The 24,969-nt window shown below is 52.0% G+C and carries 20 protein-coding genes and 5 pseudogenes; 8 read left to right on the forward strand and 17 right to left on the reverse strand.

Annotation, left to right across the window (positions count from 1 at the left end; translation table 11 throughout):
- Nucleotides 1–33: 33 nt before the first annotated feature.
- Together NQ492_RS00690 and NQ492_RS00695 are read left to right on the forward strand one after the other, a co-directional pair.
- Nucleotides 34–297 (forward strand): hypothetical protein, encoded by a 264-nt coding sequence (locus tag NQ492_RS00690; protein ID WP_157359499.1) that lies wholly within the window; start codon nt 34–36, stop codon nt 295–297.
- Between the two features lie 114 nt (nt 298–411).
- The gene (locus tag NQ492_RS00695) at nt 412–654 is read left to right on the forward strand and encodes a hypothetical protein (protein ID WP_015547838.1); all 243 of its coding nucleotides are present in this window, start codon (nt 412–414) and stop codon (nt 652–654) included.
- A gap of 223 nt (nt 655–877) precedes the next feature.
- Here the strand turns inward: NQ492_RS00695 and traN are convergent, their stop codons facing one another.
- From traN to NQ492_RS00725, 6 genes are read right to left on the reverse strand one after another with little or no spacing between them, the layout of a single operon-like run.
- Nucleotides 878–1,783, reverse strand: a complete 906-nt coding sequence (gene traN, locus NQ492_RS00700; protein ID WP_015547839.1) for a conjugative transposon protein TraN — start codon at nt 1,781–1,783, stop codon at nt 878–880.
- A 7-nt stretch (nt 1,784–1,790) separates the two neighbouring features.
- Nucleotides 1,791–3,014: a conjugative transposon protein TraM gene (gene traM / locus NQ492_RS00705; protein WP_044054580.1), complete on the reverse strand. Its 1,224-nt coding sequence runs from the start codon at nt 3,012–3,014 to the stop codon at nt 1,791–1,793.
- On the reverse strand, nt 2,995–3,252 hold the full coding sequence (locus NQ492_RS00710) for a hypothetical protein (RefSeq protein ID WP_015547841.1): 258 nt from the start codon (nt 3,250–3,252) through the stop codon (nt 2,995–2,997). The genes traM and NQ492_RS00710 overlap by 20 nt, the downstream gene beginning before the upstream one ends.
- On the reverse strand, nt 3,242–3,865 hold the full coding sequence (gene traK / locus NQ492_RS00715) for a conjugative transposon protein TraK (RefSeq protein ID WP_015547842.1): 624 nt from the start codon (nt 3,863–3,865) through the stop codon (nt 3,242–3,244). Before traK ends, NQ492_RS00710 begins: the two co-directional genes overlap by 11 nt.
- 13 nt (nt 3,866–3,878) lie before the next feature.
- Nucleotides 3,879–4,898, reverse strand: coding sequence for a conjugative transposon protein TraJ (gene traJ / locus NQ492_RS00720; RefSeq protein ID WP_044054869.1), 1,020 nt, complete (start codon nt 4,896–4,898; stop codon nt 3,879–3,881).
- Nucleotides 4,899–4,907: 9 nt separating this feature from the next.
- Nucleotides 4,908–5,540 carry a DUF4141 domain-containing protein gene (locus NQ492_RS00725; RefSeq protein ID WP_015547844.1) on the reverse strand — a complete coding sequence of 211 codons (633 nt, stop codon included), beginning with the start codon at nt 5,538–5,540 and terminating at the stop codon, nt 4,908–4,910.
- An 80-nt stretch (nt 5,541–5,620) separates the two neighbouring features.
- Between NQ492_RS00725 and NQ492_RS00730 the strand changes: the two genes are divergently transcribed.
- Nucleotides 5,621–5,965, forward strand: coding sequence for a hypothetical protein (locus NQ492_RS00730; RefSeq protein WP_044054581.1), 345 nt, complete (start codon nt 5,621–5,623; stop codon nt 5,963–5,965).
- On the opposite strand, the pseudogene NQ492_RS00735 reads toward NQ492_RS00730, so the two are convergent.
- The 11 genes and pseudogenes from NQ492_RS00735 to NQ492_RS00785 all read right to left on the reverse strand — a co-directional run.
- Nucleotides 5,962–6,399, reverse strand: a pseudogene (locus NQ492_RS00735) (TraG/VirB4 family ATPase); the annotation flags it as partial. The gene NQ492_RS00730 and the pseudogene NQ492_RS00735 overlap by 4 nt on opposite strands.
- Before the next feature lie 113 nt (nt 6,400–6,512).
- Complete coding sequence (locus NQ492_RS00740; protein ID WP_044054582.1) at nt 6,513–8,318, reverse strand: reverse transcriptase domain-containing protein; 1,806 nt, start codon at nt 8,316–8,318, stop codon at nt 6,513–6,515.
- A gap of 555 nt (nt 8,319–8,873) precedes the next feature.
- Nucleotides 8,874–10,037: pseudogene (locus NQ492_RS00745) on the reverse strand (TraG family conjugative transposon ATPase); the annotation flags it as partial.
- A gap of 113 nt (nt 10,038–10,150) precedes the next feature.
- Entirely contained in the window at nt 10,151–11,812 is a 1,662-nt protein-coding gene (gene ltrA, locus NQ492_RS00750) for a group II intron reverse transcriptase/maturase (protein ID WP_004319152.1), read from the reverse strand.
- Between the two features lie 806 nt (nt 11,813–12,618).
- A complete protein-coding gene (ltrA, locus tag NQ492_RS00755) occupies nt 12,619–14,295 on the reverse strand; it encodes a group II intron reverse transcriptase/maturase (RefSeq protein WP_259873416.1) in 1,677 nt (558 codons plus the stop codon).
- Between the two features lie 629 nt (nt 14,296–14,924).
- Nucleotides 14,925–15,740 (reverse strand): annotated as a pseudogene (locus NQ492_RS00760) (TraG family conjugative transposon ATPase); the annotation flags it as partial.
- Between the two features lie 4 nt (nt 15,741–15,744).
- Nucleotides 15,745–16,059 carry a DUF4133 domain-containing protein gene (locus NQ492_RS00765; RefSeq protein ID WP_015546613.1) on the reverse strand — a complete coding sequence of 105 codons (315 nt, stop codon included), beginning with the start codon at nt 16,057–16,059 and terminating at the stop codon, nt 15,745–15,747.
- A 3-nt stretch (nt 16,060–16,062) separates the two neighbouring features.
- Nucleotides 16,063–16,320: a DUF4134 domain-containing protein gene (locus NQ492_RS00770; RefSeq protein ID WP_019150812.1), complete on the reverse strand. Its 258-nt coding sequence runs from the start codon at nt 16,318–16,320 to the stop codon at nt 16,063–16,065.
- Between the two features lie 200 nt (nt 16,321–16,520).
- Nucleotides 16,521–17,246, reverse strand: a complete 726-nt coding sequence (locus NQ492_RS00775) for a hypothetical protein (RefSeq protein ID WP_015546611.1) — start codon at nt 17,244–17,246, stop codon at nt 16,521–16,523.
- A 14-nt stretch (nt 17,247–17,260) separates the two neighbouring features.
- Complete coding sequence (locus tag NQ492_RS00780; protein ID WP_015546610.1) at nt 17,261–17,644, reverse strand: DUF3408 domain-containing protein; 384 nt, start codon at nt 17,642–17,644, stop codon at nt 17,261–17,263.
- Nucleotides 17,637–18,410, reverse strand: coding sequence for a ParA family protein (locus tag NQ492_RS00785; protein ID WP_015546609.1), 774 nt, complete (start codon nt 18,408–18,410; stop codon nt 17,637–17,639). Before NQ492_RS00785 ends, NQ492_RS00780 begins: the two co-directional genes overlap by 8 nt.
- Nucleotides 18,411–18,991: 581 nt before the next feature.
- Here NQ492_RS00785 and mobA point away from each other — a divergent pair.
- The 5 genes and pseudogenes from mobA (at nt 18,992) to NQ492_RS00810 (ending at nt 24,968) form a co-directional block, all read left to right on the forward strand.
- Nucleotides 18,992–19,417, forward strand: a pseudogene (gene mobA, locus NQ492_RS00790) (conjugal transfer protein MobA).
- Nucleotides 19,402–20,694 carry a conjugal transfer protein MobB gene (mobB, locus tag NQ492_RS00795; protein ID WP_015546607.1) on the forward strand — a complete coding sequence of 431 codons (1,293 nt, stop codon included), beginning with the start codon at nt 19,402–19,404 and terminating at the stop codon, nt 20,692–20,694. Before mobA ends, mobB begins: the two are co-directional and overlap by 16 nt.
- Nucleotides 20,695–20,715: 21 nt before the next feature.
- Nucleotides 20,716–22,731 (forward strand): annotated as a pseudogene (gene mobC, locus NQ492_RS00800) (conjugal transfer protein MobC).
- Nucleotides 22,732–22,910: 179 nt separating this feature from the next.
- On the forward strand, nt 22,911–24,050 hold the full coding sequence (locus NQ492_RS00805) for an ATP-binding protein (RefSeq protein ID WP_044054141.1): 1,140 nt from the start codon (nt 22,911–22,913) through the stop codon (nt 24,048–24,050).
- Between the two features lie 18 nt (nt 24,051–24,068).
- Nucleotides 24,069–24,968 carry a HamA C-terminal domain-containing protein gene (locus NQ492_RS00810; protein ID WP_015546603.1) on the forward strand — a complete coding sequence of 300 codons (900 nt, stop codon included), beginning with the start codon at nt 24,069–24,071 and terminating at the stop codon, nt 24,966–24,968.
- The last annotated feature ends 1 nt before the right edge of the window (nt 24,969 follow it).

Raw genomic sequence — 24,969 nt, forward strand, 5'->3', positions numbered from 1 at the left:
CCGCAGGCCGTCCCCATAAAACCGAATAGAATCATGCTGAAAGAATTTATCGACGATCTTCGCCGGCATGGAATCGCCGTTTTCGATCTGATCCAGACAGGTGCGGGAAATCACATTTTTTTCGCACGCCGAAACGGCCATACTTGGGGTATCCGGATTTCCCGGGAGCGAGCGGCACGCCGCTATACCGTGCATATCTTCTCCGAAGAATCGGACATAAGGGGCACTTATTCCTGTCCGCCGGGATTGTTGCTGACAACTATCGAACTGCGATTCAACGACCTTGCGACACCATAAATAAGTCCCGGTTTCCGTCTGCGGCATGACTGCCGCAGACGCGAACGGGCGGACGCCCGCGGCTCCCGCCATACCGCCACCCCGAATTGTGTCAAAACATCATCTGACGAACCTATGAAATCTTATATACGTATCGCTCCCGATGTGGAATATTTCACCGATTACGACCGTTTCCGCGAGGCGCAAATCTGCTGCGCCGTCGCCGAAGACGGCACAAGCCTGTTCAGCCGCATCGAGAACCGCCGCTTCATGCACACGGTGCGGCACGATCTTTCCGAACGGGTTATCGAGCTGCTATGTCGGCAGATACATCGTGAAATATGCACATTGCACTATGGCGGACAAGTCGTGGAATGACCTGCCCGCCACACCAGAGAATTGTAAGTTGTAAAATATTAAAAGTGCCCGGTTTTACCGGGCACTTTTAATTGGGTTCAACCCCGGATCAATATCTGTGTTTCGGATACTCCGGAAAGAGGATCAACCAACATAGTCCGATGGCGACCAGTACCGACAATATTCCCATTGTCAGGCAAATAGCCGTTAGAAAGTGTACGAACATCGAATCTTATTTTTCCCGTTACAGCAGTTTTGCTTCTAACAACTCTTCGGCTGGTATTTCCACCGTCTGATGCCGGGCTCCGTTCTTCTCGATGATTTCCAGCAAAAGCACCTTGTCATCGGAGATCGTCAGTTTGGGCAGTGCGAATACCGTCCGCTGACGCTGATGTCCCCTCACGACTGCCGGATCGTTGCATACGCGCAGGACTTCGAGCGTCGACTGCTGTTGTGCCGTACGCTTGGTGAGTTTGCGATCCGCTACAATGAAATGTCGTGCATCTACCTCGAATGAGATATTCGTGTCGTTCGAGATACAGGAGTGAATGTATATCACGTCATTGAACACGTAAATCCCCAACACTTCGACTTCAATGCCGTACTTCTTCGTGCGAATGCCCTTCACGTCCGTACGGTTTTGGCGGTATATGTCGCTCAACATGCGTTTTATGGTCGCAGGTTTCTCGCGCCCTACCTCGCGCAGCAGCACCCGGCCTTCGGATGCTGGGGCCGTCGGCTGCGGATAGCCCACAGCAGCCGGTTTCTTCATACTTTCTGGTTGCGGTTCCTGCACTGTAAGATTGAGGGTCGAGACAGCCGGATTCTCGGCATAATGCACGTCGAAGGTGAAAAATCCGCCGTCCTCGGTGATAACCGTCAGGTTTGTTTCTGCTGCGAAATTCCGCACGGCGGCTTTCACCCGCACGACGTTCTCGGCTCCGTCGGCCTTGCCTGCTATGATGTCCATCGAGCCGATGTCGATATACGTGACGGGCGACGGGAAAAGGATGTGTACGGTCTTGGTGAATCCCGCTTCGATACGTAGGGGCCGGATCTCAGCCGGCGTTTCCGGTGTCATCTGCGCCGTAACCTTTACCGCTGCGATTGCCGCGACGATCAGGATCAGATAAATAAGGTCTCGTTTCATGTGTGTTCTATTCTTTTGAAATCAATAATAACTGATGATTGGCTTTGAGGGTGATCTTCACCTCGCGGAGCTTCCCGGCGACATACTGCGACGAAGCCTGCAATCCTCCGCGTGCCAGCTCGGACAACACCTGCTGCCCGGCCGAACGGGTGACGTTTACGCTCGTGCCGGCGGTTTGCCCGACGGACGCCAGCGCCTCTTTGAGGGCCGTCCGCTCGCGGGAGTTCGGGACGTTGAGCCCCGGCTGGCCGTCGAGGTCGTAAGCCGCGGCTTCGACAGCGAAGATCCGCCCGCCGTATTCGACGGACGACACCATGACTTGCAGCCGCATCCCGGAGATCGTCGCAAGACCGTATAACGGGGTGTTGCGGGGAATCACCGTATCGTCGATGCGCACGGCTTCCAGCAGCCGCAGCTGTACGGTGCTTCCGGCACGTATGATTTGCGTCTGAGCGACACAAGCCCTGACAGTCGGAATGTCGGCATGCGCGACATCACCTGCTGCCGTGAGAAATCCCAAGTTACGTTCGACGGTGAAATCCGCCCGCGGATCGAGTGTCGAGGCTTCGACCTCACCCTCCCGAACGGGCTGCATGACGGACAGACGCGAATCCCTTCGCTGCTTCGTCGGCCCGGCCTCTTCGTCCGCGGCCGTTCCGCCGCCGAGATACTTCCGTGCGAGCTTGTATTGCTCCTCGGCCAGTTCCAGAGGGTCGGGCTGCTGCCGCTCGGCATCGAGCTGGGATTGCAGGGCCGCGACCTGCTCTTTCAGTGCTTCGACCTCGGTATTGCCGCAAGAAGGGGCCGGGGTGTAGAAAGCCGCCATTTCACCCGATATCCTCCGGTAGGCAGCATCCGATTCGTCGATCGCCGTCGGTGCTGCCGGAACTGTAGCATCCGCCATTTCCCCGGTCACAGGCAAGCGGTCGTCCATAACATCACCCAACGATTGTAGTTTCTCGCGCCGCTGCTGCTCGTACTGCTCCTGTTCGTAGACCTTGCGTTTGTCCGTTTCCGCCGGCTTTACCGTCGCTTCCGGAATCGTAACATTGTATCCGCCCGTTCCCGCCTGCTGCGGAGCCGGTTTCGGGGCGAACAGGTACCATAGGAAAATGCCGCACAGCAGTGTCATCACCGTCACGACACCTACGAACTTAAGTTGCCGGAGGCGCTGCGGCGTGAGAAGTTGCGACAGTTTTTCAACTGCTCCGTTATCGCTCCTGCGTGTCATCTTTACTCGTGTTTAGAGGTAACAGGCTCCTTTCCGGCAGTAGTGGCTGCCGGAGGTGTTCGACGGCGGGAATCGACGTCTCCCGACTCCGCATTCCACCGAACAGAATCATCAGGGCGACCGCCGCATAGACGAGCAGCAGCACAGTAACCAGCCCGAGCCGCTGGCGCGGCGTAAGACGTTTCATGCGGGCCTTCAGCCACGCTTCGGCCCGCGTCTGTAAATCTTTAGCGCTCATAACTTCCGAGGTCTTTGTTTTCGAGAATACGCAGATCTTCGATCAGGAATCCCTGCGGGTTGTTGTCCGAGCGTACGGCATTTCGCAGGCGGCATGTCGTGACGAGCGTCCGCTCCGTGACGTTGCTTTCACGGACGATCTTCTGCCGTGCGAAGGTCTCCACGGCATAAGGATAGCAGTCGAAATCGCATCGGATGCTGTCCACGACGACATTCTGCGATACGTTCGAGGCGATGATGCGGTTGAAATATCCCTTCTCTGCGAGGCTCTGGTAATAGGCGATGGCGCTTCCGTCCGCAAGGTACAGTGCCCTGCGGACATTGCCTTCGATGGCCTCGCGGTCGGGAGAGAGGGTGAAGAAGAGCTCGTGGAAGCGCCGCACGTGTTCGCGGGCTTCGACGGGACGGTTCTGGGCCATATCCTGCGAGAGGGCCAATATCAGCGACTTGCCCTGATCGAGTACGTAGATCTTCTGCCGCTGGGCTTCCGCGAAGCGGTAGGATGTCCACACTGCCGCCACCGAGATCAGCGTGCAGGCTCCCAGAAAGAGCTTGCAGAAGAGCCGCAGGTGGCGAAAGGACGATTCTATATTCTTCAATGTTTTGAATTCCATATTTTATTACGTTTTATCGTTTCTTCAAAGCCCCTTTTATACGGCCTCCGACATTTCCGACCGCCGCTCCGGCGACTCCGGCAGCGCCCATCGCCACGGCACGTCCTGCGCCTGCGACTTTATCGCCGTAACTTCCGGCGCCTCCGGCCTGAATGATCCACGACGCAACGGTCGGCACGCAGAAATATCCGACGATTCCGATAATCATAAAAATGCAATAGACCGTATTGCTTCCGTCGGGTATGAACGTCGGGTCTTGCAGTCGTTCGATGTCCTGCTGGAGCATTAGAATCTGGATGCGCGAAAGGATCGCACCGAACAGGTCGCTGACGGGCAGCCACAAATAGATGCAGATATAGCGTGCCAGCCAAGACGCCAGCGTATTGTGAAAGCCGTCGTACACGGAGAAGGCGAAGGCCACGGGCCCCAGCAACGCCAGAACGATCAGGAAAAACGTCCGCACGGTGTCGATGGTCAGCGATGCCGCCTGGAAGAGCGTTTCCAGAAACGTCCGGAATGCCTCACGGACTTTCTGACCGAATTGATACCCGGCTCGCTCGGCATACATCCCGGCAATCGCCATGAGGTCTTTAGGCTTCCAGCCCAATTCGTCAAGCCGTTTGTCGAACTCTTCATTACTGATAAGATAGGCTTTCTCCGGATCGCGGAGCATCGCCTGACGCTGCAATTCATCCTTCTGTGTCTGGTATTTCTCCAGATCGAACGCCTGTCGATCGACCAAATGCGATGTGGCATTGCTGATAGGTGACAGCAGACCGTTCAAAGGCCCCAATACGAGGGTCGGGAAGGCCATGATGCACAGCCCCAGCACAAAGGGCCGCAGTAGCGGGAATACCTCGATCGGCTCCGCGGCGGCGAGGGATTTCCAGACCCGGTATGCGATGAAAAACAGGGCGCCCAGCCCGGCGAGTCCTTTGGCAATGCCCATCATATCGCTGCACAACGGCAACATATCGGCGTACAACGAGCGGAGAATCTGATGCAGGTTCGTCCACTCTACGGCTAACGGCATCGTCATAGGTTACCAATATCTGTCGTTATGGCCGCCGTACAAGGCCCGCACACGCTCCGAATCCCCGCGCTGACGGCTGCGCAGGAACGACACGGAGATATTCTTGCGCGTATAGTATTCCGTAAGATTGCGGTATTCGAGCATCTCGTAATAGATCCTGTCGATAATATCCAGCCGCTCCTTGTCGGTCATCGAAAGCCCCGACGGAGTGATGATCTGCTTCAGGTCGTTCAGCAGGTCGGCACTCGCCGACAGCAGCTTCGTATAGCCTGCGGCCATTGCCGTGAGTTCCTCGGCCGAGTAGTTCGTATCGTCGAGCATCGACCGGAAGTTCGAGATGTATATATCGGAGATGTCTCCCACGAGCAGCATCGTCTGCTGCACGCGACGGGCGCTTTTGACGAGGTTATGCACCGACCTCAGCGCATCGTAATATTTCTTTGACTGCTCGTAAATCTTTACCGTCTGCTGAAAACTCTGAAGCAGCGTACTTCCGTTCCGGGACGCTTCGACGACCTGTCTGGTGGAATTCACGATACCCTGCGCCAAATTCGAAGGGTCGCTCACGACCCACTGCGCCCGAAGCGGATGGCCTGCCAGCAGCATCGCTGCCAGCAGGCCGAAGCCTATTCGCCGTCCCATCGCACCGGAGCCTGAAGGATTACTTCCGTCCCTATACGCTGCGGCCGGTCGTCGCGGACGAAAAGCCCGAAACATCCGATATGCAGAATATCGTTGGTCGTGTGATGAATGACGCATCCGCCGGTTTGCCCGTACAAGACATGGAGCCACAGACCGTCATCGCGTTTGAGAATGACCATGTCCCGCACGGGACGCTCGCCGCAGAAAAGCGTCGCGGCATATCCCGGAGCCGTTTTGCGGATCGTGATCCGCTCTCCGTATTCGTTCTTTCAGCAGCCGCAGATACGGTCGTCGGCAACCTCGGATTGCAACTCCCGGACGGTCTGTTTCAGCGACTCGATCTCTTCCTGCGCCCGGCGCAGCCGTTCGTCTCGCGCGGCGAGTTCTTTTTTGGATATGAACATGATTTTCGGATTTTAGGTTAATGATCTTCATTGCGTTTTCGCTCGGCTAACTGGCGTATGGCCAGCTCGATATTGCCGCCGAGCTTCTCCGTGAGACGTTGCAACTCCAGTTTTTCAGTCTCTTCGGTGGTATAGCAGAGGTATTCCTCAAGACTCGTTTCGGTAGCATAGACAGCAGAGTGCACGCCTCCGAGTCCGATCCACACCTCTTTGTAGCGGCGCTTGGGGTCATTGGCCCGATTGATCGACAACACCTGATTGCGTTCTTTATCACTCAATCCCAACAACTCCTGAATCTCGTCGAACTTGTTAGCATACTTACGCATGTCCAAAAGGATGCGGCAGTCGCAGTTGGCGATGACGCTCTCCTTGAGGACGGGCGACGACAGCAGGTCGTCCAACTCCTGCGTTACGCACATACACTCGCCGAAATACTTGCGGCAGGTTTTATGTAGGCTAAGCACCCGGCGCCTTACCGTATTTCTACGGCAGGTTTCCAAGAACTCGCCCCCGAACCGGACTTACACCTCTCGGCGTATCCGGCTCTCCACTAATTTTTTTTTTCAGTCTAAACTTTTCCCAGATGCCGCAGCCTGTGGCAACTCGGACACAACGCAATGGTCTTGCGTTTTCGGGCTGACATGAGCCGTTTCCAACTCTCTTTCTCTTTCAGGTCTTTGAGGTTGCGGACATGGTGCATAATCAGCTTGCCCGTTGCCCCACACAATTCGCATTTTTCCGCTTTGAGCCTGTCTGTCAAATTGGTTCGGCTCGCGTCTGCGATAGAGTACGGTTCGATGTCGCAGCTTCCGTTGAACGCCGTTGTCCGGCGTTTGAAACTTGTCTTGTAAAAGGTTCGGGACTTGATTACCCCTTTCTGCTCGTACTTTACGGTGAACAGTTTGTTGAGACGGTACTTTTTGTTGATTTTTCGTACCGTGCTCCTATATTTGCCCGCAAATGTTTTATACATGCTGTACTCCATGATATATCTGAAGTTGTGCAGTACGACGCAGTTGTTGGCGATCAGGTAATAGTTGCAAAATCCCACTGTTTCCCGATTGTATCGGTCGAGGATTTCAAGATCGTCGTTGAATATCAATCCTGAACGGCATTTGGGTTTCCAAATCTCTTTCCCGTTGCGGAGCTTGATTTCCATAGCTCCGTATTCCAGAAGTTTGTCCCGCAGCGTTGCCATGCTGACATTCAGCCGGACACGCTTGCCGTAGGTGCGTCGCAGACGTCCTTGCACATCCCGTCGTTGATGATTGTTCCGTGTTACCGTAATCTCATATCCGAGAAATTTCGCCGATTTACCCGTATGGGTTATCAGCGTCTTTTCTTCGGACAGTTCGAGGGCGAGGCTTTCGGATAGGAATGATTTAATATCCTCCTTTATCCGCAGTGCATCCTCTTTGCTACCGATTACACCCAGAATAAAATCGTCGGCGTAACGGATGTATTTGAGCCTGCGGTAACTTCCGTCCATTTCATCTCCGCTTGGAAATGCTGCACGTTCCTGTTCGATGGCTTTGAGTCTTGCGACCAAAGCCGCCTTCTCAGTCCCGTCTTTTATCTTTTTCAGTTTCCGCACAGTCCGTTTTCGTTCATTGGCCAAATCGTTGCTCTCTTTGCCCGGCCTGCGTTTGGTTCCCATGTCGAAATGTCGGATATACTCTTTCACGTACTTGTCTAATTTATCGAGGTATATATTCGCCAGAATCGGGCTGACGATACCTCCCTGCGGCATTCCGCTGTAAGTGTTGTGAAACGTCCAATCCTCGACGTATCCCGCTTTCAGGAATTTCCGTATCAGACGGATAAAACGGTCATCTGAAATGCGCTCCCGCAGGATTCCGACAAGTACATCATGGTCAATGTTGTCGAAGAACCCTTTGATGTCGCCCTCGATAAACCATTTCGCCCCGCTGAACGTCTTTTGAATATGAAGTAATGCAGTGTGACAGCTCCGTTTAGGTCGGAAACCGTGCGAGGTGGTCTCAAAATGTCCCTCGTAAATGGCTTCCAGAATCATGCGGACTACCTCCTGCACCAGCTTGTCTTCAAAAGCCGGTATTCCCAGAGGGCGCGTTTTCCCGTTTTTCTTCGGGATATGCACCCTCCGCGACGGGTGAGGCTGATAACTTTCGTCTTTCAACGAGGCTATCAGCGTTTCGATCCGGGCAAGGCTCATCTCGTCGATACTGCGACCGTCGGAGCCTTTGGTCGTACTGCCTCCGTTCGATGCGATCTTTTGGTAGGCAACATAGAACAACTCTTCGTTGAACAGAATCCGGTAAAGGCGTTCGAACTTGTAGCTCGAATCCTTACTGTGTTCGTTCAGACTGTTTAATACTCTTTCCGGACTTCTCATAATGTCTCTCACATTATCCATTAAATTGTATTAAAGAAAATTAGCTGCCTCCCTTCGCCATGTGCAGGGCGTTACCCTGCCCGGACTACTACGGAGGCTCCGTTACCGTGCCGGATATTCAGAGGTCTGCACCTCATAGCCTTACGGCGTTCCGGTTTAGGTAATCCCCGTTTACTTACTTAGTAACTGTTGGCATGATGGATTGTCGGATGCGATTTCCGTCCTTTACCATTTATCATGGTTGCTCTGCGGCAAGTTCTTGCTTGCGTCCGTACCTATACACCGGAGCAGTACCGCAGTATGACGATTTCAGTTACCTTACGTCATAGCCTTCAAGTAGAGCAGCTCGGACTGTCGTTCAAACAATTCGGTTTTCATCCTCATATCCATCGTTTCATCTTGCCGTTCAGTGGCAGTCTGGTAACTGACTGACTTACGACGTTCCCGACATGCTACACTCCCCGTCCGGTTTCCCTTTCGGATAAGTCGGGTGATGATAGGTTTTTCAAAGAACACTTACCTAATCCCTTGCCAGTGGGATATTTACTAAGCAGCTTGTACGGGCGCACACAAATACTTGATAAATCCCGCCATGCCCGCCTTGGCGATAGCTTTCCATGCTTCTTCGAGCAGTAAAACTTTGCGAATACCCTTCAGCCGCCGCATCTTTGTAAGGAAGGTCTCCATGATAATCAGTGTAATGACAGGATAAAGGACTTTGTTTTCGCTGATATTATCCAGTTCGAAGACGATGAATCGCTTATCCAACAAGTCCAACTGCTTGTCAGAGTTCAAGAGGTAGTCGTACTCCCCGCCACGATAGTAAGGTTCGAGAACGTTCAGAAAATTTTCAATATCGAAATCCTTTTCCCGGACGCGCTTTTTTTCCAACAGACAGCGGTAATCCGTTGCGACGAACTCGTAGAAGGTGTTGAACGAAGGTGTGACCGCAGTGCCGGTCTTGAGTTGCGAGAGGTATAGGTTCACGGCATTCGACAAGGCCACCTCTTCCGCACGTGTCGGTTCCTCGGATTCGCGCTTCCACAAAGTCAGCAACAGCGCCTTGAGCGATTCGCGCTTCTCGACGTCGTACACTCCGTCTTCGACAAAGAAGGGGTTGAAGGCAACGGGGGCATCCTCCTGATAGGTGAAATATATTCCATCCCGACCTTTGGTTTTCTGCCGGATAAGCGAGCACAATCCTTGATAGGAGTTTCCCGTATCGACAATCACGATATGTGCGCCCTGTTCATAATATTGCCTGCATATATGATTGAGGATAAAACTTTTGCCTCCCCCTGAAGGCCCGATGACCACACGGTTCCGGTTGCTTATCCATCCTTTTTTCATCGGGTAGTCGGAGATGTCGAGGTGAATGGGGATACCGCTCACCCGATCCGCCATCTTAATGCCGAAAGGCGACAAAGATGAGCGATAGTTCGTCTCTTCGTTAAACAGACACAAGCCCTGTTCGAGAAACGTATAGAAACTTTCTTCGGCGGGAAAATCCCCTTCGTTGCCGGGGATTGCCGCCCAGAAAAGCGTCGGAACATCCACGGTATTATGACGCGGCGTGCACCCCATAAGTGCCAGCTGCGCCCCTACATCGTTACGGATCTGCTTCAATTCCTCGCTCCCTTCGCCCCATGCCATGACATTGAAATGGGCGCGTATCGAGGTCAGAGAGAAGGAGTGCGCCTCATTGAGGTAATCGTCGATGTCGAGTAGGTCAGCCCCCTTACGGGAGCTTTCCCCTCTAAGAACCGTACGTGAGAGTTTCCCCTCATACGGCTCAAGCAATTCAAAACTTTTATTTGTAACTAAAAGCCGGCTCATAGTAACTTCCATTTATTTCTGTTAGTAATTCGGCTGCAATGATCATGTATTAGGACTTTCGCCTTTCTACTGCTCCCTGTCATTTCAGTAATTTTCCAGGGAGTTTCCCGTGTGATGTGCTTGCCACACACAGGGCAACATTGCATTTGCTGATTCCACAGGCGATAGATATATTGCTTGCCGTCTAAGTGTGCAAGCATTCTTCGGGTCTTGTATTGATCGAAGAAATCTTTCCAATCGGCATCATATGGGTTGGCCTCACTGCGGATTTTGATATGTCGCTTTATTTTCGTATCCGACAATCTCACAAGAGTGTGGTATTTATCCACTTTCCTGTTTTCAAGCGGTACGGCAAAAGTCCAGCTTCTACCTCTTACAGTGTGATAATACTTGTTGGCAATCCATCGTTTACCTTTTTTGGGATGTCTTCTGCGAGACCATCGCCATAGTTTGTTGAAAATTTGTGCATCTGTTTTACGGAAAGTTTCCGATGCAGAACACCCCTTGTAGTAGTTCGCCCATCCTCTAATGACTGGGTTTAGCAATCGTATCAAAGATTGTTGCTTAGAAGACTTGTTCTTGTCCACTATTTCACGAACCTTATCTAAAAATCTCTTTCGACTCTTCTTGGATGGTTTTGTGATAAACTTGCCTTTATATTTTCTGATATTGAACCCAAGAAAATCAAACCCTTCTTCTATATGAGTTATCTTAGTCTTTTCTTCTGATAAGGTAAGCCCTCTTGCTTGAAGAAACTCAATGACTAATGGTTTAACATGGTTCTCCAACAACTCCTTACTCTCTCCTGTGATAATAAAATCATCCGCGTAGCGAACAAGATTTATCATAGGAGTATAGTAATTTTTCTTCGAGCGGTTTATCGGAAAGCTATCGGCAAGCAGTTTTTCCAGTCCGTCCAAAGTCATATTTGCAAGAGTTGGGGAGATGATGCCGCCTTGAGGAGTTCCCTCCTCTGTCGGAAAAAGTTGCTTGTTGAAAATAAATCCACTTTTCAACCATTTACGGAGCAAAACTTTATCCATAGGGATATTGTCAAGCAACCATTCATGACTGATATGGTCGAAACAACCTTTGATATCACCTTCTAAGATCCATTGTGGGGATGTCGTCCTTGCCAGGTCATTGAAGCATTGTTGAACGGCATCTGCCGTGCTCCTTTCTTTTCTGAAACCATAAGAATTGGCATCAGCCGTTGTTTCAGCTACGGGAGCCAGTGCCATCAGATACAATGCCTGCATAGCCCGGTCTTTCATAGTTGGTATACCCAATGGTCTTAATTTCCCGTTACTCTTTCTGATATGTACTCGTCTCAGAGGTTGGGGTGTATAACCTCTCCTTTTCAGTTCGGTTATTGCACACACTTTAGCATCTGGCGTTTTCCATGTTACCATATCGACGCCAGCCGTTTTACTCCCATTATTGGAAGTTACACGTCTTACCGCTAATGCTTTAGCGTAAAACGAGTGGGTCAGTGTCCACTGCAAGGCTTTGACCTTGTTGTGGCGACCCTCTTTTTGAGCCTTTACAATACGCGCTTGTAGCTTTTGAACCGCAGCTTCGCATTTGAGCCAATTTATACTGTCCCATTTGCTCTGCGTTTGGTCAGTCGATGCACACGATTTTTTAATTTCGTTCATTTGCTTTTCTCCTTTTAAAAGTTCTAAAAGTTTCTTGTAAAGAATCACCTACCGCAGAAGTCAGCCTGCTTTCGCAGCGGGATGATGTTTCAATCCCTATTCACCCCATTACAGGGTGGCATTCGCTTTTTCTGCAATCCTATACCCGCACTCCATTCGGCATTCCTTACGGTCTGCTTACCTGTCATTGGCAGGAGAAATACGGGCTTACTACGTTCCGTGCAAGTAACTTATAAGTGGGTTAGGTTCTGTCTATTACACCGGCAGTACTCTGTTCGTGTATTCCCAGAATGGAGAGGAATAACCGACTGCTTCCCTTTTGGGCTGAAGCCTATCAGTATCTTTGGCTTCTTCAACCTTACGACGTTTAGACGACAGTTCGCTTACGCTAACCATACCACCCAAGCCAAGCTCCCTGACTGTATGATACTAACAGCCATTGTCTTTCCCTCACGGTTCTGACTGCTCCTTTCGGAAGGGCTACCTTGTCTGGACAGCTTTGATACAGTATATTACTATTGGTGCATCTGTCCATAGGCTACCGTTGACGAAACAACGGGTTAAATCTAAGTTTAACAATTACTTACACAGCGACGTATCGCACCCATTCCTTGTTGATCTGATTCGAACGACTATACTGCGCGAGCGACTGCATGTTACGGGCCGTACGTTCGAACTGCCTGAGGTTCTCGTCGCTGTTATCCAAAAACAGGTCGAGTAGGTCGGGAGCATTACTGCTCCCTTCCCCTCTAAGAACCGTACGTGATACTTTCGCATCATACGGCTCAAGCAACTCAAAGTTTCTATTATGAAACCGGCTCATAAGCTCTAATTTTACGGGTAAGTGTACGACTGCATCTGTCATGGGCGATGATTTTGGATTTGCCGGACTTGTCGGATAACTCCGCAATAGTCCAGATTTTATCCGCGTCGATTATCTCGCCGCACAACGGACAACGCTGATTTTGTTTCTCCCACATTCTGAGAAAGCCCTGTTTGCCTTTGAGAGAGCTTAACATTTTCATCCTGTTACGCATCTCAAAGTATGGTCGCCATTCCGGGTCGAATGGGTTGGCTTTGCTGCGGATTTTGATAGGCTTGGTCTTCGTATCAATATCGGATAGATACTTCAGTGTGTACGGAAATGGTTTCCCGTTGTTCTTCAGCATCGTACCGAATGTCCACGCCCGGCCTTTCTTCGACAGAAAATACCTGTTGTAAACCCACTTCTTACCCTTGTGGCGGTGGCGGCGTAATGCCCACGCCCACAGTTTGTAGAAGATTTGTGCGTCTGCGTTCTTGAAGGTTTTGGCGGCTACGCAACCCTTGTAATAGTTGCCCCAACCGGTTATGACGGGGTTCAGAAGTCCGATAAGTTTATCCTGCCTGATGGCCTGATTCTTACGAATAATGGCTTTAATCTTGGCGAGGAATTCCTTAACATTCTTCTTTGACGGCTTGATAAGCAGCGTACCTTTATATTTCCTAACATTGAAACCCAGAAAATCAAATCCTTCGTCGATATGAGTAATCTTCGTCTTTTCTTCTGATAGGGTAAGCCCCCGTGCTTGAAGAAACTCACTGACTGCAGGTCTGACAAGTGTTTCCAGTGTTTCCCTGTCGGAACAGGTAATTATAAAATCGTCTGCATATCGTACCAGATTCACCATAGGATTGAAATATCCCATTTTGGTACGTCTCAGTTTGAAATTCTCTGCAAGCATTGCTTGCAGGCCGTCGAGTGCCATATTCGCGAGTGTCGGCGATATGATACCGCCCTGCGGCGCACCTTCCTCGGTGGGAAACAGTTGCCGGTTGAATACGAATCCACTTTCCAGCCATTTACAGAGCATGACCTTATCCGTAGGGATATTGTCGAGTAGCCACTGGTGGCTGATGTGGTCGAAACAACCTTTGATGTCTCCCTCGAGTATCCATTGCGGAGATACCTCTTTTGAAAGTATCGTATGGCATTGTACTATCGCATCGACCGTACACCTTTCCCTACGGAAGCCGTAAGAGTGTCTGTCGGCGGTAGTTTCTGCTACCGGGTTCAGAGCCATGAGGTATAATGCCTGCATGGCCCTGTCTTTCATTGTGGGTATTCCTAACGGACGGAGTTTGCCGTTACTCTTCTTGATATGTACCCTTCGTAACGGTTGCGGGTTGTAGCCACGTCTTTTCAGATCGGCGACAGCACCCATTTTTGCGTTGGGAGTAGTCCAGAGAACTTTATCCACTCCCGCCGTGTTCTTACCTTTGTTAGAGGTAACTCGTTTGACCGCCAACGCTTTGGCGTAAAACGAGTGGGTCAATGTCCATTGCAGGGCTTTTACCTTGCCCGGACGACCCTCTTTCTGAGCCTTTACAATACGTCCTTGCAGCTTCTGAACCGCAGCTTCGCATCCGGCCCAATCAATGTCGGTCCAGTTGTTCCACTGCCTACGGTCAGCAGGCGCACACGATAAATTAATCTCGTTCATTTGCATTCCTTCTTTTAGAAAGTTCTACATAGTTTCTTGTAAAGAGTCACCTCGCAGAAGTCTGCCCGCTTTCGCGGCGGAGTGACGTTGAAACTCCTATCCGCCCCGTTACAGGACGGCATTCGCTTTTTCTGCGTTCCCATACCCGCACCTCATTCGGCTTTCCTTGCGGTCGGCTTACCTGCCCGAAGGCAGGAGAGATACGGGTTTACCAAGTTTCGCGTAAGTAACAAATGAGCGGGTTAGGTTCTGTCCGTTGCGCCGGCAGTGCTTTGTCCGTGTAACCCCACAATACAAAGGGTTATCCGACTGCGTTACCTTTTGGTTCAAGCCTCTCAGCAACTTTGGCTTGTTCGTACATTACGACGCTTATAACAGTTCGCTTGTGCTAACCATACCGCCCAGCCTCGCTCCCCGACTCTTTTGTGCTAAGAGCAGTTGCCGTTCCCTCGCGGTTCGGGCTTCTCCTTGCGGAAGGGCTACTTTGTCCGGCCAGCTTCGCACCCCGCCTTTTGAGCGACGCACGTGACCGTAGGCTACTATTGACGGAACAATAGGTTTAATCTGATCTGAATGATATTTGTTACTTCATTTGATTGTTAAACAATTACTTACACGACCTCTTGTCGCACATATTGATTGTAGATGTGGTTGCACGAGAGCAGCAATCCTACGGGAGCGGCGAATGAAAGCCGACAATCGGAACGCTCCGTCGAGAGGCGTTCGTAGCGGTCATCCGTACGAACGCTGCCGGGGAGGTCGTCCAGATCGGAAAGCGTATGCAGGCACAACGCCTTGTCGCCGATCCACATCCGGTCGGGATCGAGACGCATGTCTTGTAACGGAGTCTTCCCGGACGGTGACAGCGTGAGATAACGTTCGAGGATTCCCGAAGATTCGGGAGTCCCGGCAATCTCGTCCGCTCCGAGACGCCGCAGCCGGATATGGCCGCTCTCGCGGACGATGCTGGCGAACTGCTCCACAGCTTCCAGAAAGCGCGTCGTCGTATCTTTGTCCTGTAACTCTTTCGGGACGAGCGTACCCCGGCACAGCACACTGCAATCGCTCTGACGACGGCTTTGCGCACGGGTTGTCTTCGTAATGAACAGGTAGCAGGTATGATGCAGAAAAGGACGTTCGTTGAAATGCCGCTCGAACGACCGGCTCAAGAAACTCAAATCGTCTTTCCCGATGTCGGAACGATATTGCTCCTGAACGAAAATATCCTGCTTGTGCACCACGGTATAGTCCGGAAGCACCTTCACCGCTTTGAGCCATACGCCGTGCAGCGCTTCATATTCCTGCGAAGAGACGGTAAACAACTCCGGAAGCGTAACCTCGAACGCCACCGTGATGTTGGCGTCTTTGGAGAGGATACAATCGTGTTCGACCTTTCAGATCGGAAATTTCCGTTCGAGGGTTTCGGTTTTCAGGGTGTTATTCATGTTTCTAATGTTGGTTTAGAATTCTTGCCACACTTTTTCGGGAGACGATACGTCGCGGATGCCGCCGTGCGGCGAGGAGCTTCATCAGTCCGTAAGCCCCGTACTTGCGGTTCAGACGGAAGGTCAGCGCCACAAGCGCACCGCCCAGCCCCACGCCCGCGACAAGGCATGCCACCTGATCGACACCGCCCATATAAAGTACGACTACGAGAATGAAAACGGCGAGCAGGCCGCCGGCGAAGAGGAAGAGGTACTGCGCCCGCAGCCCCTTGAACTCCACCTGGCGGCCCACGCCTTTATTGATCGGATATTCGGCCATCGTCTAAAGGAAAAACGAACGCAGAATCGTGGCGGCGACGATCAGGAAGATACAGGCTCCGAACCAGCTCGCAGCGGTTTTAGACGTATCCGGATCGCCCGAACTGAACTTCTGATAGACCCGCACTCCGCCGATCAGGCCGATGACGGCGCCGATGGCGTAGATCAGCTTGGTCGCCGGGTCGAAATACGACGTGACCATCTGCGTAGCCTCCTGAATGCCGGCCATGCCGTTGCCTTGCTGCGCTGCGGCGTGCTGCACCGTGGCGAGCAGTCATACGGCGATTCATGCCGAACTGAAAATGAGTTTTCTTTTCATGGATGATTGTGTTTTTTAATTCGACTTCAGATTTTCTCTCCGGGCGCTGGGCCCGTGATTCATGCGTGCTGCTCATCCTGTCGTCAGCCTGAATCGTAGTATCCGGGAGCTTTCATAGCTTCGCATTTTTTAAGTTGAACAATCTATTTCGGAGCGGCAGCTATACGCTGCGCCGCTTCCTTCTCGGCATCGTCCAGATAACGGGCGATGATCGGGCTGGCGCCGGAGATGGCGTCCATGAGTGTACGCTGCACTTCCGTATGGCGGATGTCACGCAGCACTCCGGCCAGGGTTTGCCGCTGCTCTTCAGGCACGGCCTGCCCCTTGCACAAGGCGAGGATGCAATCCAACTGCTGCGGAGAGAAACTCTGCGTCCCGGCAGGCGGGGCCGTCGTTTCGCATCCTATGTCCATCACCTCTTCGGTCGCAGCTTCGCGCATCAGGGTGTTCTCTTCCTCCGCGGTGAGCGCCGTAGGTTCCTTATGTATCCACCCCTGAACGGTCGCTTGCACAGCGCGATGTTCCTTATCGCTGTCGCTTGCCGGTACAAATGTATGGTCGCTCTTGTCTGAATTGTTCCCCTTGCGCCGGGAGTGGCGTGACGCGGCGCGTGCTGGCGTCCGCTGACCGGCGCCGTAGTCCCGGGTGACGACCAGCGCATCGTCTTTAGGGGTAACGGCTGCCGTCCGACGCCTGCGGCGGCGCGGCGGGTCGAGACGGTCGGCTTGCCGCCGATGCCAACGCGCCAGCGCCCGGCGCATCGGGCCGAAGCAAATCTCGCCCAACTCGCCCCGGAAGAGGAACTTATCCAGAAACAGGTAGCAGAACAGCACGAGGAACAGCACGACGAGGGCTTCTGTGATTTTCATAACGGGTGTCATCCTTATAGAATTTTATTGAGTCCTTTGGAGCAGAGCGACCGTATTTCCGTCCGGTGCCGCTCGAAGTGCTGTTCCAATACGTTGTCGATGAAGTTCCCGACCGTAAAACGCCGGTTGCCCGCAACGCCCACGAGGGTCGTGATCTTGCGGTGCAGCCGCCGGTCGATATAGACGCATTGCCGCGCTTCGGAAGGAGTATTCTTCAGAAACCGCGACGCATAGTCTTCCGCATCCGAACGCCTGACGCGCGGCTCCGAAGCCGGGGTTTCCGCCTGTTCCGACACTTCGGTATCCGACGAAGAAGCCGCCGGCTCCGGGGCCGCCATCAGGCTGCGCAGGTACTCTTCGTCGATCTCCTGTTGGGCGGGAGCCTTCCTGCTACTCATGGCTCGGAAGTTTCAGAACGGCGCAGATCTCCGTCATCAGGCGGTCGAAACCGCACTCGGCGACGAAAGCCCGGTCGGGCGGCAGCAGCGTACACCGGTACACCGGGCCGCCCGCTTCCTGAATATCCTTGTTGAAGTTGCTCCGCACGGGAATATGCGTGCGCAGATGCCGCAGCCCCAACTGATCGAGGACTTTCTCGTACTGTTCATAGAGCGGCGTCCGCTCGCGGCGATCTACCAAGTTCCAGAACAGAAAGAGCTCCCGAAGATGCGCCCGTCCCGTCTTAATCAGGTGGTCGTTGAGAACAGAGGCGAAATTGAGCGTGCTTTCCAATACAATGCGGTCGGCCTTCATCGGAATAAAGAGGTAGTCCAACTCGACGATCGTGGAGAGGACGCCTTCATTGCCCACCGTTCCCGGAAGGTCGAACAGCACGACATCGTATCGTTCTTCGGCGACGGCGGCCCATTTCCGCCATTCCGACATCGCCTCGGAAGGTTTGCAGCAGAGAATACGATAAGGTTTCACCCCTTTGTTCTCGGCGAGCGAAACGAGGAGTCTGCCGTAGATCGCCGAAGATTGCACGACGGCCTTGTCGCGGTTCGAGAGTTTGAGGATGGAGTGCTGCGGGTAGTCGCAGTCCACCACCGCGACGCGGATGCCGTGCAGGTAGTGCAGCCACGAGGCGGCCAGTACTGTGAGGGTCGATTTGCCGACGCCCCCTTTCTGGGAGGCGAAAGCGATGCATAACGGGTTCTGTTCCATACGAGAATAATTAAGCGATTAATATTTAACTTGTTTCGATACGCGGATACGTACTTGCGTATTCACGTATCTTCGGCGATTCATACGCTTTTGCGGATTCACATACTTTTGTCGGCAGATACGGATATAAGCTGTCACATACGAACTTCGGCATCTATGCAGACATCTATATCCGTATCCGCATAGCCGCGTAATGACGGAGGTACGGGAGTAAGAGACTACGCGGGCAGGTAGATTCGTAAGTACTGATCCGCGCACAAAGAAAATGAGAAAACGCCCCCGTTCGGCGGCTCCGAAAACGGGTGGCGCCCAAAGACGCGTATCGGCGTCCGTTGGCAGGTATATGTCTGATACAACATAAGATAAAATGCTCTACCTTTGCCTCCGAAAAGAGTAATCCCGCCGCGACGCCGAAGGCGCGCACCTTCATCCGGCCCTTGGCCGGATTTCTATATGCGCCTGCATATAGCAAGGGGTACTTTCAGCCGCTCGGAATATTCCGAGCCGCCGAAAGTGCCGCCGCGACCTGCGGCGCGGCGGACGGTTACTCCCGAGTCGTAACCTCAAAACACCGATGCCCTATGGATGCTGCCGATAAACCGACCTCCGCCGCGGGCCGCAAAGCCCTCGACGATCCGCGCATACACCGCTATTACGTTCGCCTGACAAGCGAGCAGAACGAGCGTTTCCTGCGCATGTACGAACACTCCGGAATGAAAAATAAAGCCGATTTCATCTGCCACCGCATCTTCGGATGACCTTTTACGGTCGTCGTTCGAGACAAGAACACCTACGATTTCTATGTCCGGCTGACGGGATTTTACGCCCAGTTCCGGGCTGTCGGGGTGAACTACAACCAGTGCGTCAAAGCCATACACACGACCTTCGGCGATAAGAAAGCGTTGGCCTATCTCTACCGTCTGACGCTCGAAACGCAACGGCTGGAACAACTCGTGAAGGCGGTCGTCGAACTTACGAAGGAGCTGCTGCAATGGTGCCGAAAGTAAACTCCGGGGCCAACGTCTACGGCGTACTTCAGTATAACCGCATTAAGGTCGAAGCCGGCGATGGCCGGATATTATACATGCAGGGAATACCCGAACGCAGCGACGGCAGATTCAGTATCGAGGAGTGTGCGGAAGCCTTCGGGTACTACACGGCGCTCAATCCCCGTGTCCGAAAACCGGTCGTGCATTTCTCGCTCAACCCCTCGCCCGAAGACCGGCTTTCGGAAGCGCAGCTCACGCGACTTGCCGCCGAGTTCATGGAACGTATGGGATACGGCCGCCAGCCCTACGTCGTCTTTCTGCACGAAGACATCGCACGGCGACACATGCACGTCGTCTCGGTGAGGGTGGACGAGCAGGGCCGGAAGATCGACCACAACAACGAACTGCGGCGCGCCATGGCGGTTTGCAGGGAGTTGGAACACGAGTACGGCCTGCATGTGCCCGAAGACGGCGGCGTGCAAACAGAACCGGAAGAATTGCACCGGGTCGATTACCTTCGGAGCGATCTGAAGCATCAGCTGCGCAACGTCGTGATGACGCTCAAACAGCAGTACGGATTCCAGTCCCTCGCGGAATTCAATACGTTGCTCGAACGCTTTGGCGTCGCAGCCGAAGAGATCCGAGGCGACGTGCGAGGCAGACCATATCGGGGGCTCGTTTACCACGTGCTCGATGATGACGGGCAGCGCACGGGAGCCGCGGTCAAAGCGTCCCGGCTGGGCGATTTCTTCGGATGGAAGGCGCTGGAAGAAAAATTCGACGCCTCGAAACAACGGCTTCGGCAACATCCCGAAACGCTCGACCGCACACGCCGCGAAATCGACCGTGCCCGGAGCGGAGACCGCAACCGCGAGGAGTTCACGGCCGAACTTCGTGAGAGCGGTATCGACGCTGTTTTCCGGGAAAACGACGCCGGGCGGATTTACGGAGTCACCTTCATCGACCGCACGACACATCAGGTGTTCAACGGCTCCCGGCTCGGAAAGGAGTATGCGGCCGACGCTTTCGAGGCGTGGTTCAACGGTCGGGAGCAAGAGGCGTCCACACTCATGCCGGAAGAGTTACGGCCGTTGCCGCCCCTCGAACCGCCCCAGCCGGGACTATCTTCGGTCGAAGAGTTCGAGGAGTACATCGAGACCCATTACGTTTCGATGCCCGACGTAATGGGCGAACTCATGGAATATACGCCCGAAAAGGAGTGGGAAACAGCTCCCGAATACCGGCTCTTCCCCCGCAGGAAGAAGCGGCGGCGGAAAATCCGGAAAAGAATTTAACCACCTCAATACGTTACGATCATGCAAGAAGAAGACGATCTGCGCGGCTTGGCCAAAGTCGCGGATTTCATGCGGGCGATCAGCTTTCTGTTTCTCGCCATTCACATCTACTGGTTCTGTTACGAGTGGTTTGCGCAGACGGGATGAACGATTTCCGTCGCAGACCGCATCCTGCAAAATTTCCAGCGGACGGCTGCCTTGTTCTCATCGCCGCTCTGCACCAAGCTTTTCTGCTCGGTATTTCTCTCATTGTCGTGCATGGGAAACCGTGGCGTGAAAGACGAGAAAATATCGTGGAAGCATATCGCCGCGGCAGGCGGCATCGGCATACTGCTATTCTACGGAAACGGCTGGCTACTCGGAATGAATGTCACTACGACCCTGCGGGCGGCGCTTTATACGGCGACGCTGCTGGCGGGATTCCTCGGCATGCTGGCGGCCGGACTATGGAGCAGCCGTCTGCTGAAAAACCGTATGACGGATGATCCGTTCAATGCCGAAAACGAGAGTTTCATGCAGGAAACACGCCTGCTGAAAAACGACGATTCGTTCAACTTCCCGACCGAGTTCGTCTTCCGGAGACGCAGGCACAGCGGATGGATCAACGTCGTGAATCCCTTCCGGGCGAGTATCGTTTTAGGAACGCCCGGCTCGGGAAAATCCTATGCCCTCATCAACAACTACATCAAGCAGGCCATCGAAAAGGGATATGCGCTCTACGTCTACGACTTCAAGTTCGACGACCTGTTGGTTATCGCTTACAACCATTTGCGCAAGAACCTCAAGGCTTACGGAGCGACGCCGCCGAGATTCTATGTCATAAATTTCGACGATCCGCGCCGTTCGCACCGATGCAATCCGCTCGCGCCGAATCTCATGTCCGACATTACCGACGCATACGAGGCCAGCTATGTCATCATGCTTAATCTCAACCGTTCGTGGATACAGAAGCAGGGAGATTTCTTCGTCGAATCGCCGATCGTGCTGCTCGCGGCGATCATCTGGTTCCTGAAGATTTACGACGGAGGAAAATACTGTACCTTTCCCCATGCCATCGAACTGCTGAACAAACCCTACGAGGAGTTATTCACCGTATTGATGGCTCACGAGGAGTTGGAGAACTATCTTTCGCCCTTCGTGGATGCATGGAAAGGTGGAGCCGCAGAGCAGCTGATGGGGCAGATCGCCTCGGCGAAGATTCCCCTCTCGCGCATGATCTCACCGCAGCTCTACTGGGTCATGTCGGGAGATGACTTTACACTCGACATCAACAACCCCGAGGAACCGAAGATTCTTTGCGTGGGAAACAATCCCGACAGGCAGAACATATACGGTGCGGCGCTCGGATTGTATAATTCGCGCATCGTCAAACTGATAAACCGCAAGAAGCAGCTCAAAAGCTGCGTGGTGATCGACGAGCTGCCGACGATCTATTTCCGAGGGCTGGACAACCTGATCGCAACGGCGCGTTCCAACAAGGTTGCCGTGTGTCTGGGTTTTCAGGATTTCAGCCAGCTAAAGCGCGACTACGGAGACAAGGAAGCCGCCGTGATTCAGAATACCGTAGGCAATATCTTCAGCGGGCAGGTCGTAGGAGAAACGGCCCGGACACTCTCCGAACGATTCGGAAAGATCGTGCAGAAACGACTGTCCGTGAGCATCAACCGCAGCGATACCTCGACGTCGATAAACACCCAGCTCGACAGTCTTATTCCTGCGTCGAAAATCTCGACGCTCTCGCAGGGCGTGTTCGTCGGGGCTGTGAGCGACAACTTCGGAGAGGAGATCGAGCAGAAGATTTTCCATGCCCGGATCGTCGTGGACAACGACGCCGTGAAAAAAGAAATGGCGGAGTACAAACCCATACCCGCAATATCGTCGTTCCTCGACGCCGACGGACGGGACATCATGCAGGAGAAGATCAAGGAGAATTACCGCCGCATCAAGCAGGATGCGCTCGACATCATCGAAGCTGAAATGAAGAGGATAGAGAAGGACGAAAAATTGGCGGAAAAGTTATTAGAGAAATCCGAATAGATAGTGGTTTGGTAAAATCTCCATTTCGCATAGCGATTTTTTTTGAAAAAATCGCTATGCTCTATTTTACAAATTTAGATACGCTCATACTTATACAACCCTGTACAAGATCTATTTCCGCCCACAGCATATTTGCAAATTTATTTTTTAATCGTAAATTTGCAAAAAAAGGATTGAGTATGATTGAACGAACACTGCATAAAAAGCTCTCAGAACTTACGCAAAAATATCCAATAGTGACCTTGACCGGCCCCAGGCAGTCGGGTAAATCGACTTTGCTGCGTCATGCTTTTCCCAATTATAAATATGTTTCGCTTGAAGACCCCGATATGCGTTTGTTCGCAACGGATGATCCGAGAGGTTTTCTTAAGACTTATCCGGACAAAACGATTATCGACGAAGCCCAACGGGTTCCGGCTCTGTTCTCCTATATCCAGACGCATACGGATAAAGAGGGACGCGAGGGGATGTATTTGCTGGCCGGTTCGCACAATTTCCTGTTGATGGAAAATATCAACCAATCGTTGGCCGGAAGAACTGCCATACTGAAACTTCTGCCGTTTTCTCATGCGGAAATGAAAGAGAGCGAAATACTTCCACGGACAGTCGATGACGAGATTTTCAACGGAGGTTATCCTCGTCTTTATGATAAGGATATAGCACCGTCGGATTACTACCCGTTTTATATCCAAACCTATGTAGAACGGGATGTGCGTCTGATGAAGAACATCGGCGATCTGAGCAAGTTCATTCGCTTCATTAAACTGTGTGCAGGGCGTATCGGACAGCTGCTCAACCTTTCGTCGCTGGCCAATGAGTGCGGCGTTGCCGTTTCGACTATCTCGACTTGGATTTCCGTATTGGAGGCAAGCTACATTTGTTACCTGTTGAAACCCGATCATAACAATTACGCCAAACGATTGGTCAAGACCCCGAAGCTCTACTTCTACGATACGGGCTTGGCGTGCTCGTTGCTGGACATACGGACAGCCGAGCAGGTATCGACACACTTTTTACGAGGCGGTTTGTTCGAGAATCTTGTAATTAACGAGTTCGTGAAACAAGCCTATAACAAGGGGGAAGAACCCAATCTAACATTCTGGCGCGACAGCACCGGCAACGAAGTTGATTTGCTGCAATATATCGACGGCAAGCCGTACGCTTACGAAATCAAATCGGGAGCGACCTATTCTCCGGATTTCTTCAAGGGCATCGCCAAATGGGCTAAGCTATCGGGAGCAAACCCAGAACAATGCTTTGCGATCTATAATGGAGAGAAGAATATGAAAACTTCGGCCGGAGAAATCATAAAGTGGTAAAATATAAATAGATGCGTTATGCCGTTAAGAATTGATGTTCCTGAAAAATTCTTGAACCTCTTCCATAAAATCTTTGAAAACGAACCAATCGAGAATGGGAATAAATTGAACTTGTTCTCATTGAAAATATCGAATAATGCGTTTTCATATGCTACTTTGGTAGAGGAGCTTGGAGATATTCTAACGGCATATGCTCTTTCCCGAAGCGCATATGATGAATTGTGCAGCCAAAAGAAATACACTACTCTTGTATCCAAAGCGAAAGAACGTTTAAGAAAGGCAGAGAGCAATGATGGAGAATTGGGTGAGATTTTGTTATATACCATGTTAGAGGCTCACTTGAAAGCACCTAAACTGTTAACAAAACTTGAATTGAAGACCGATCCAAACCATTATGTAAATGGGGCGGACGGTGTTCATCTATTAAAAATAGATGACAATACATTCCAATTCATATTCGGTGAATCCAAACTATATTCCGACTTAAAAAAAGGCGTAAAGAAGGCTTTTGAATCTTTGAAAAATCTTTTGAAAGAGGATTTGAATAAGTTGCGCTATGAAATTCAACTCGTCAATTCAAATTTCTTAAAAGAGGCGCATGATGAACATTCTGTAGACCTGCTGAAAAAATTGCTGATCCCAAGAGAAAATGATGAGGATCTAAATATCGACCACTCATTTGGGATATTTCTGGGATTCGATGTCGAGATTACGGATGATGAACGGAAGTTAAATAATGCAGATTTCAGAGAAACTATCTATGAGAAAGTTGAGAACGCAGTGCGGGCCATTCTTCCGACGATAAATGATCATATTAAACAAGACGATTTCAGAGGATATAGTTTCTACATATACATCGTTCCATTCTCCGAGCTTAAGAAACAGAGAAAAAAGATGATTGCTGAATTAAAAAAATAGA

The organism is Alistipes shahii WAL 8301 (assembly GCF_025145845.1).
In the GTDB taxonomy this organism is placed as follows: domain Bacteria; phylum Bacteroidota; class Bacteroidia; order Bacteroidales; family Rikenellaceae; genus Alistipes; species Alistipes shahii.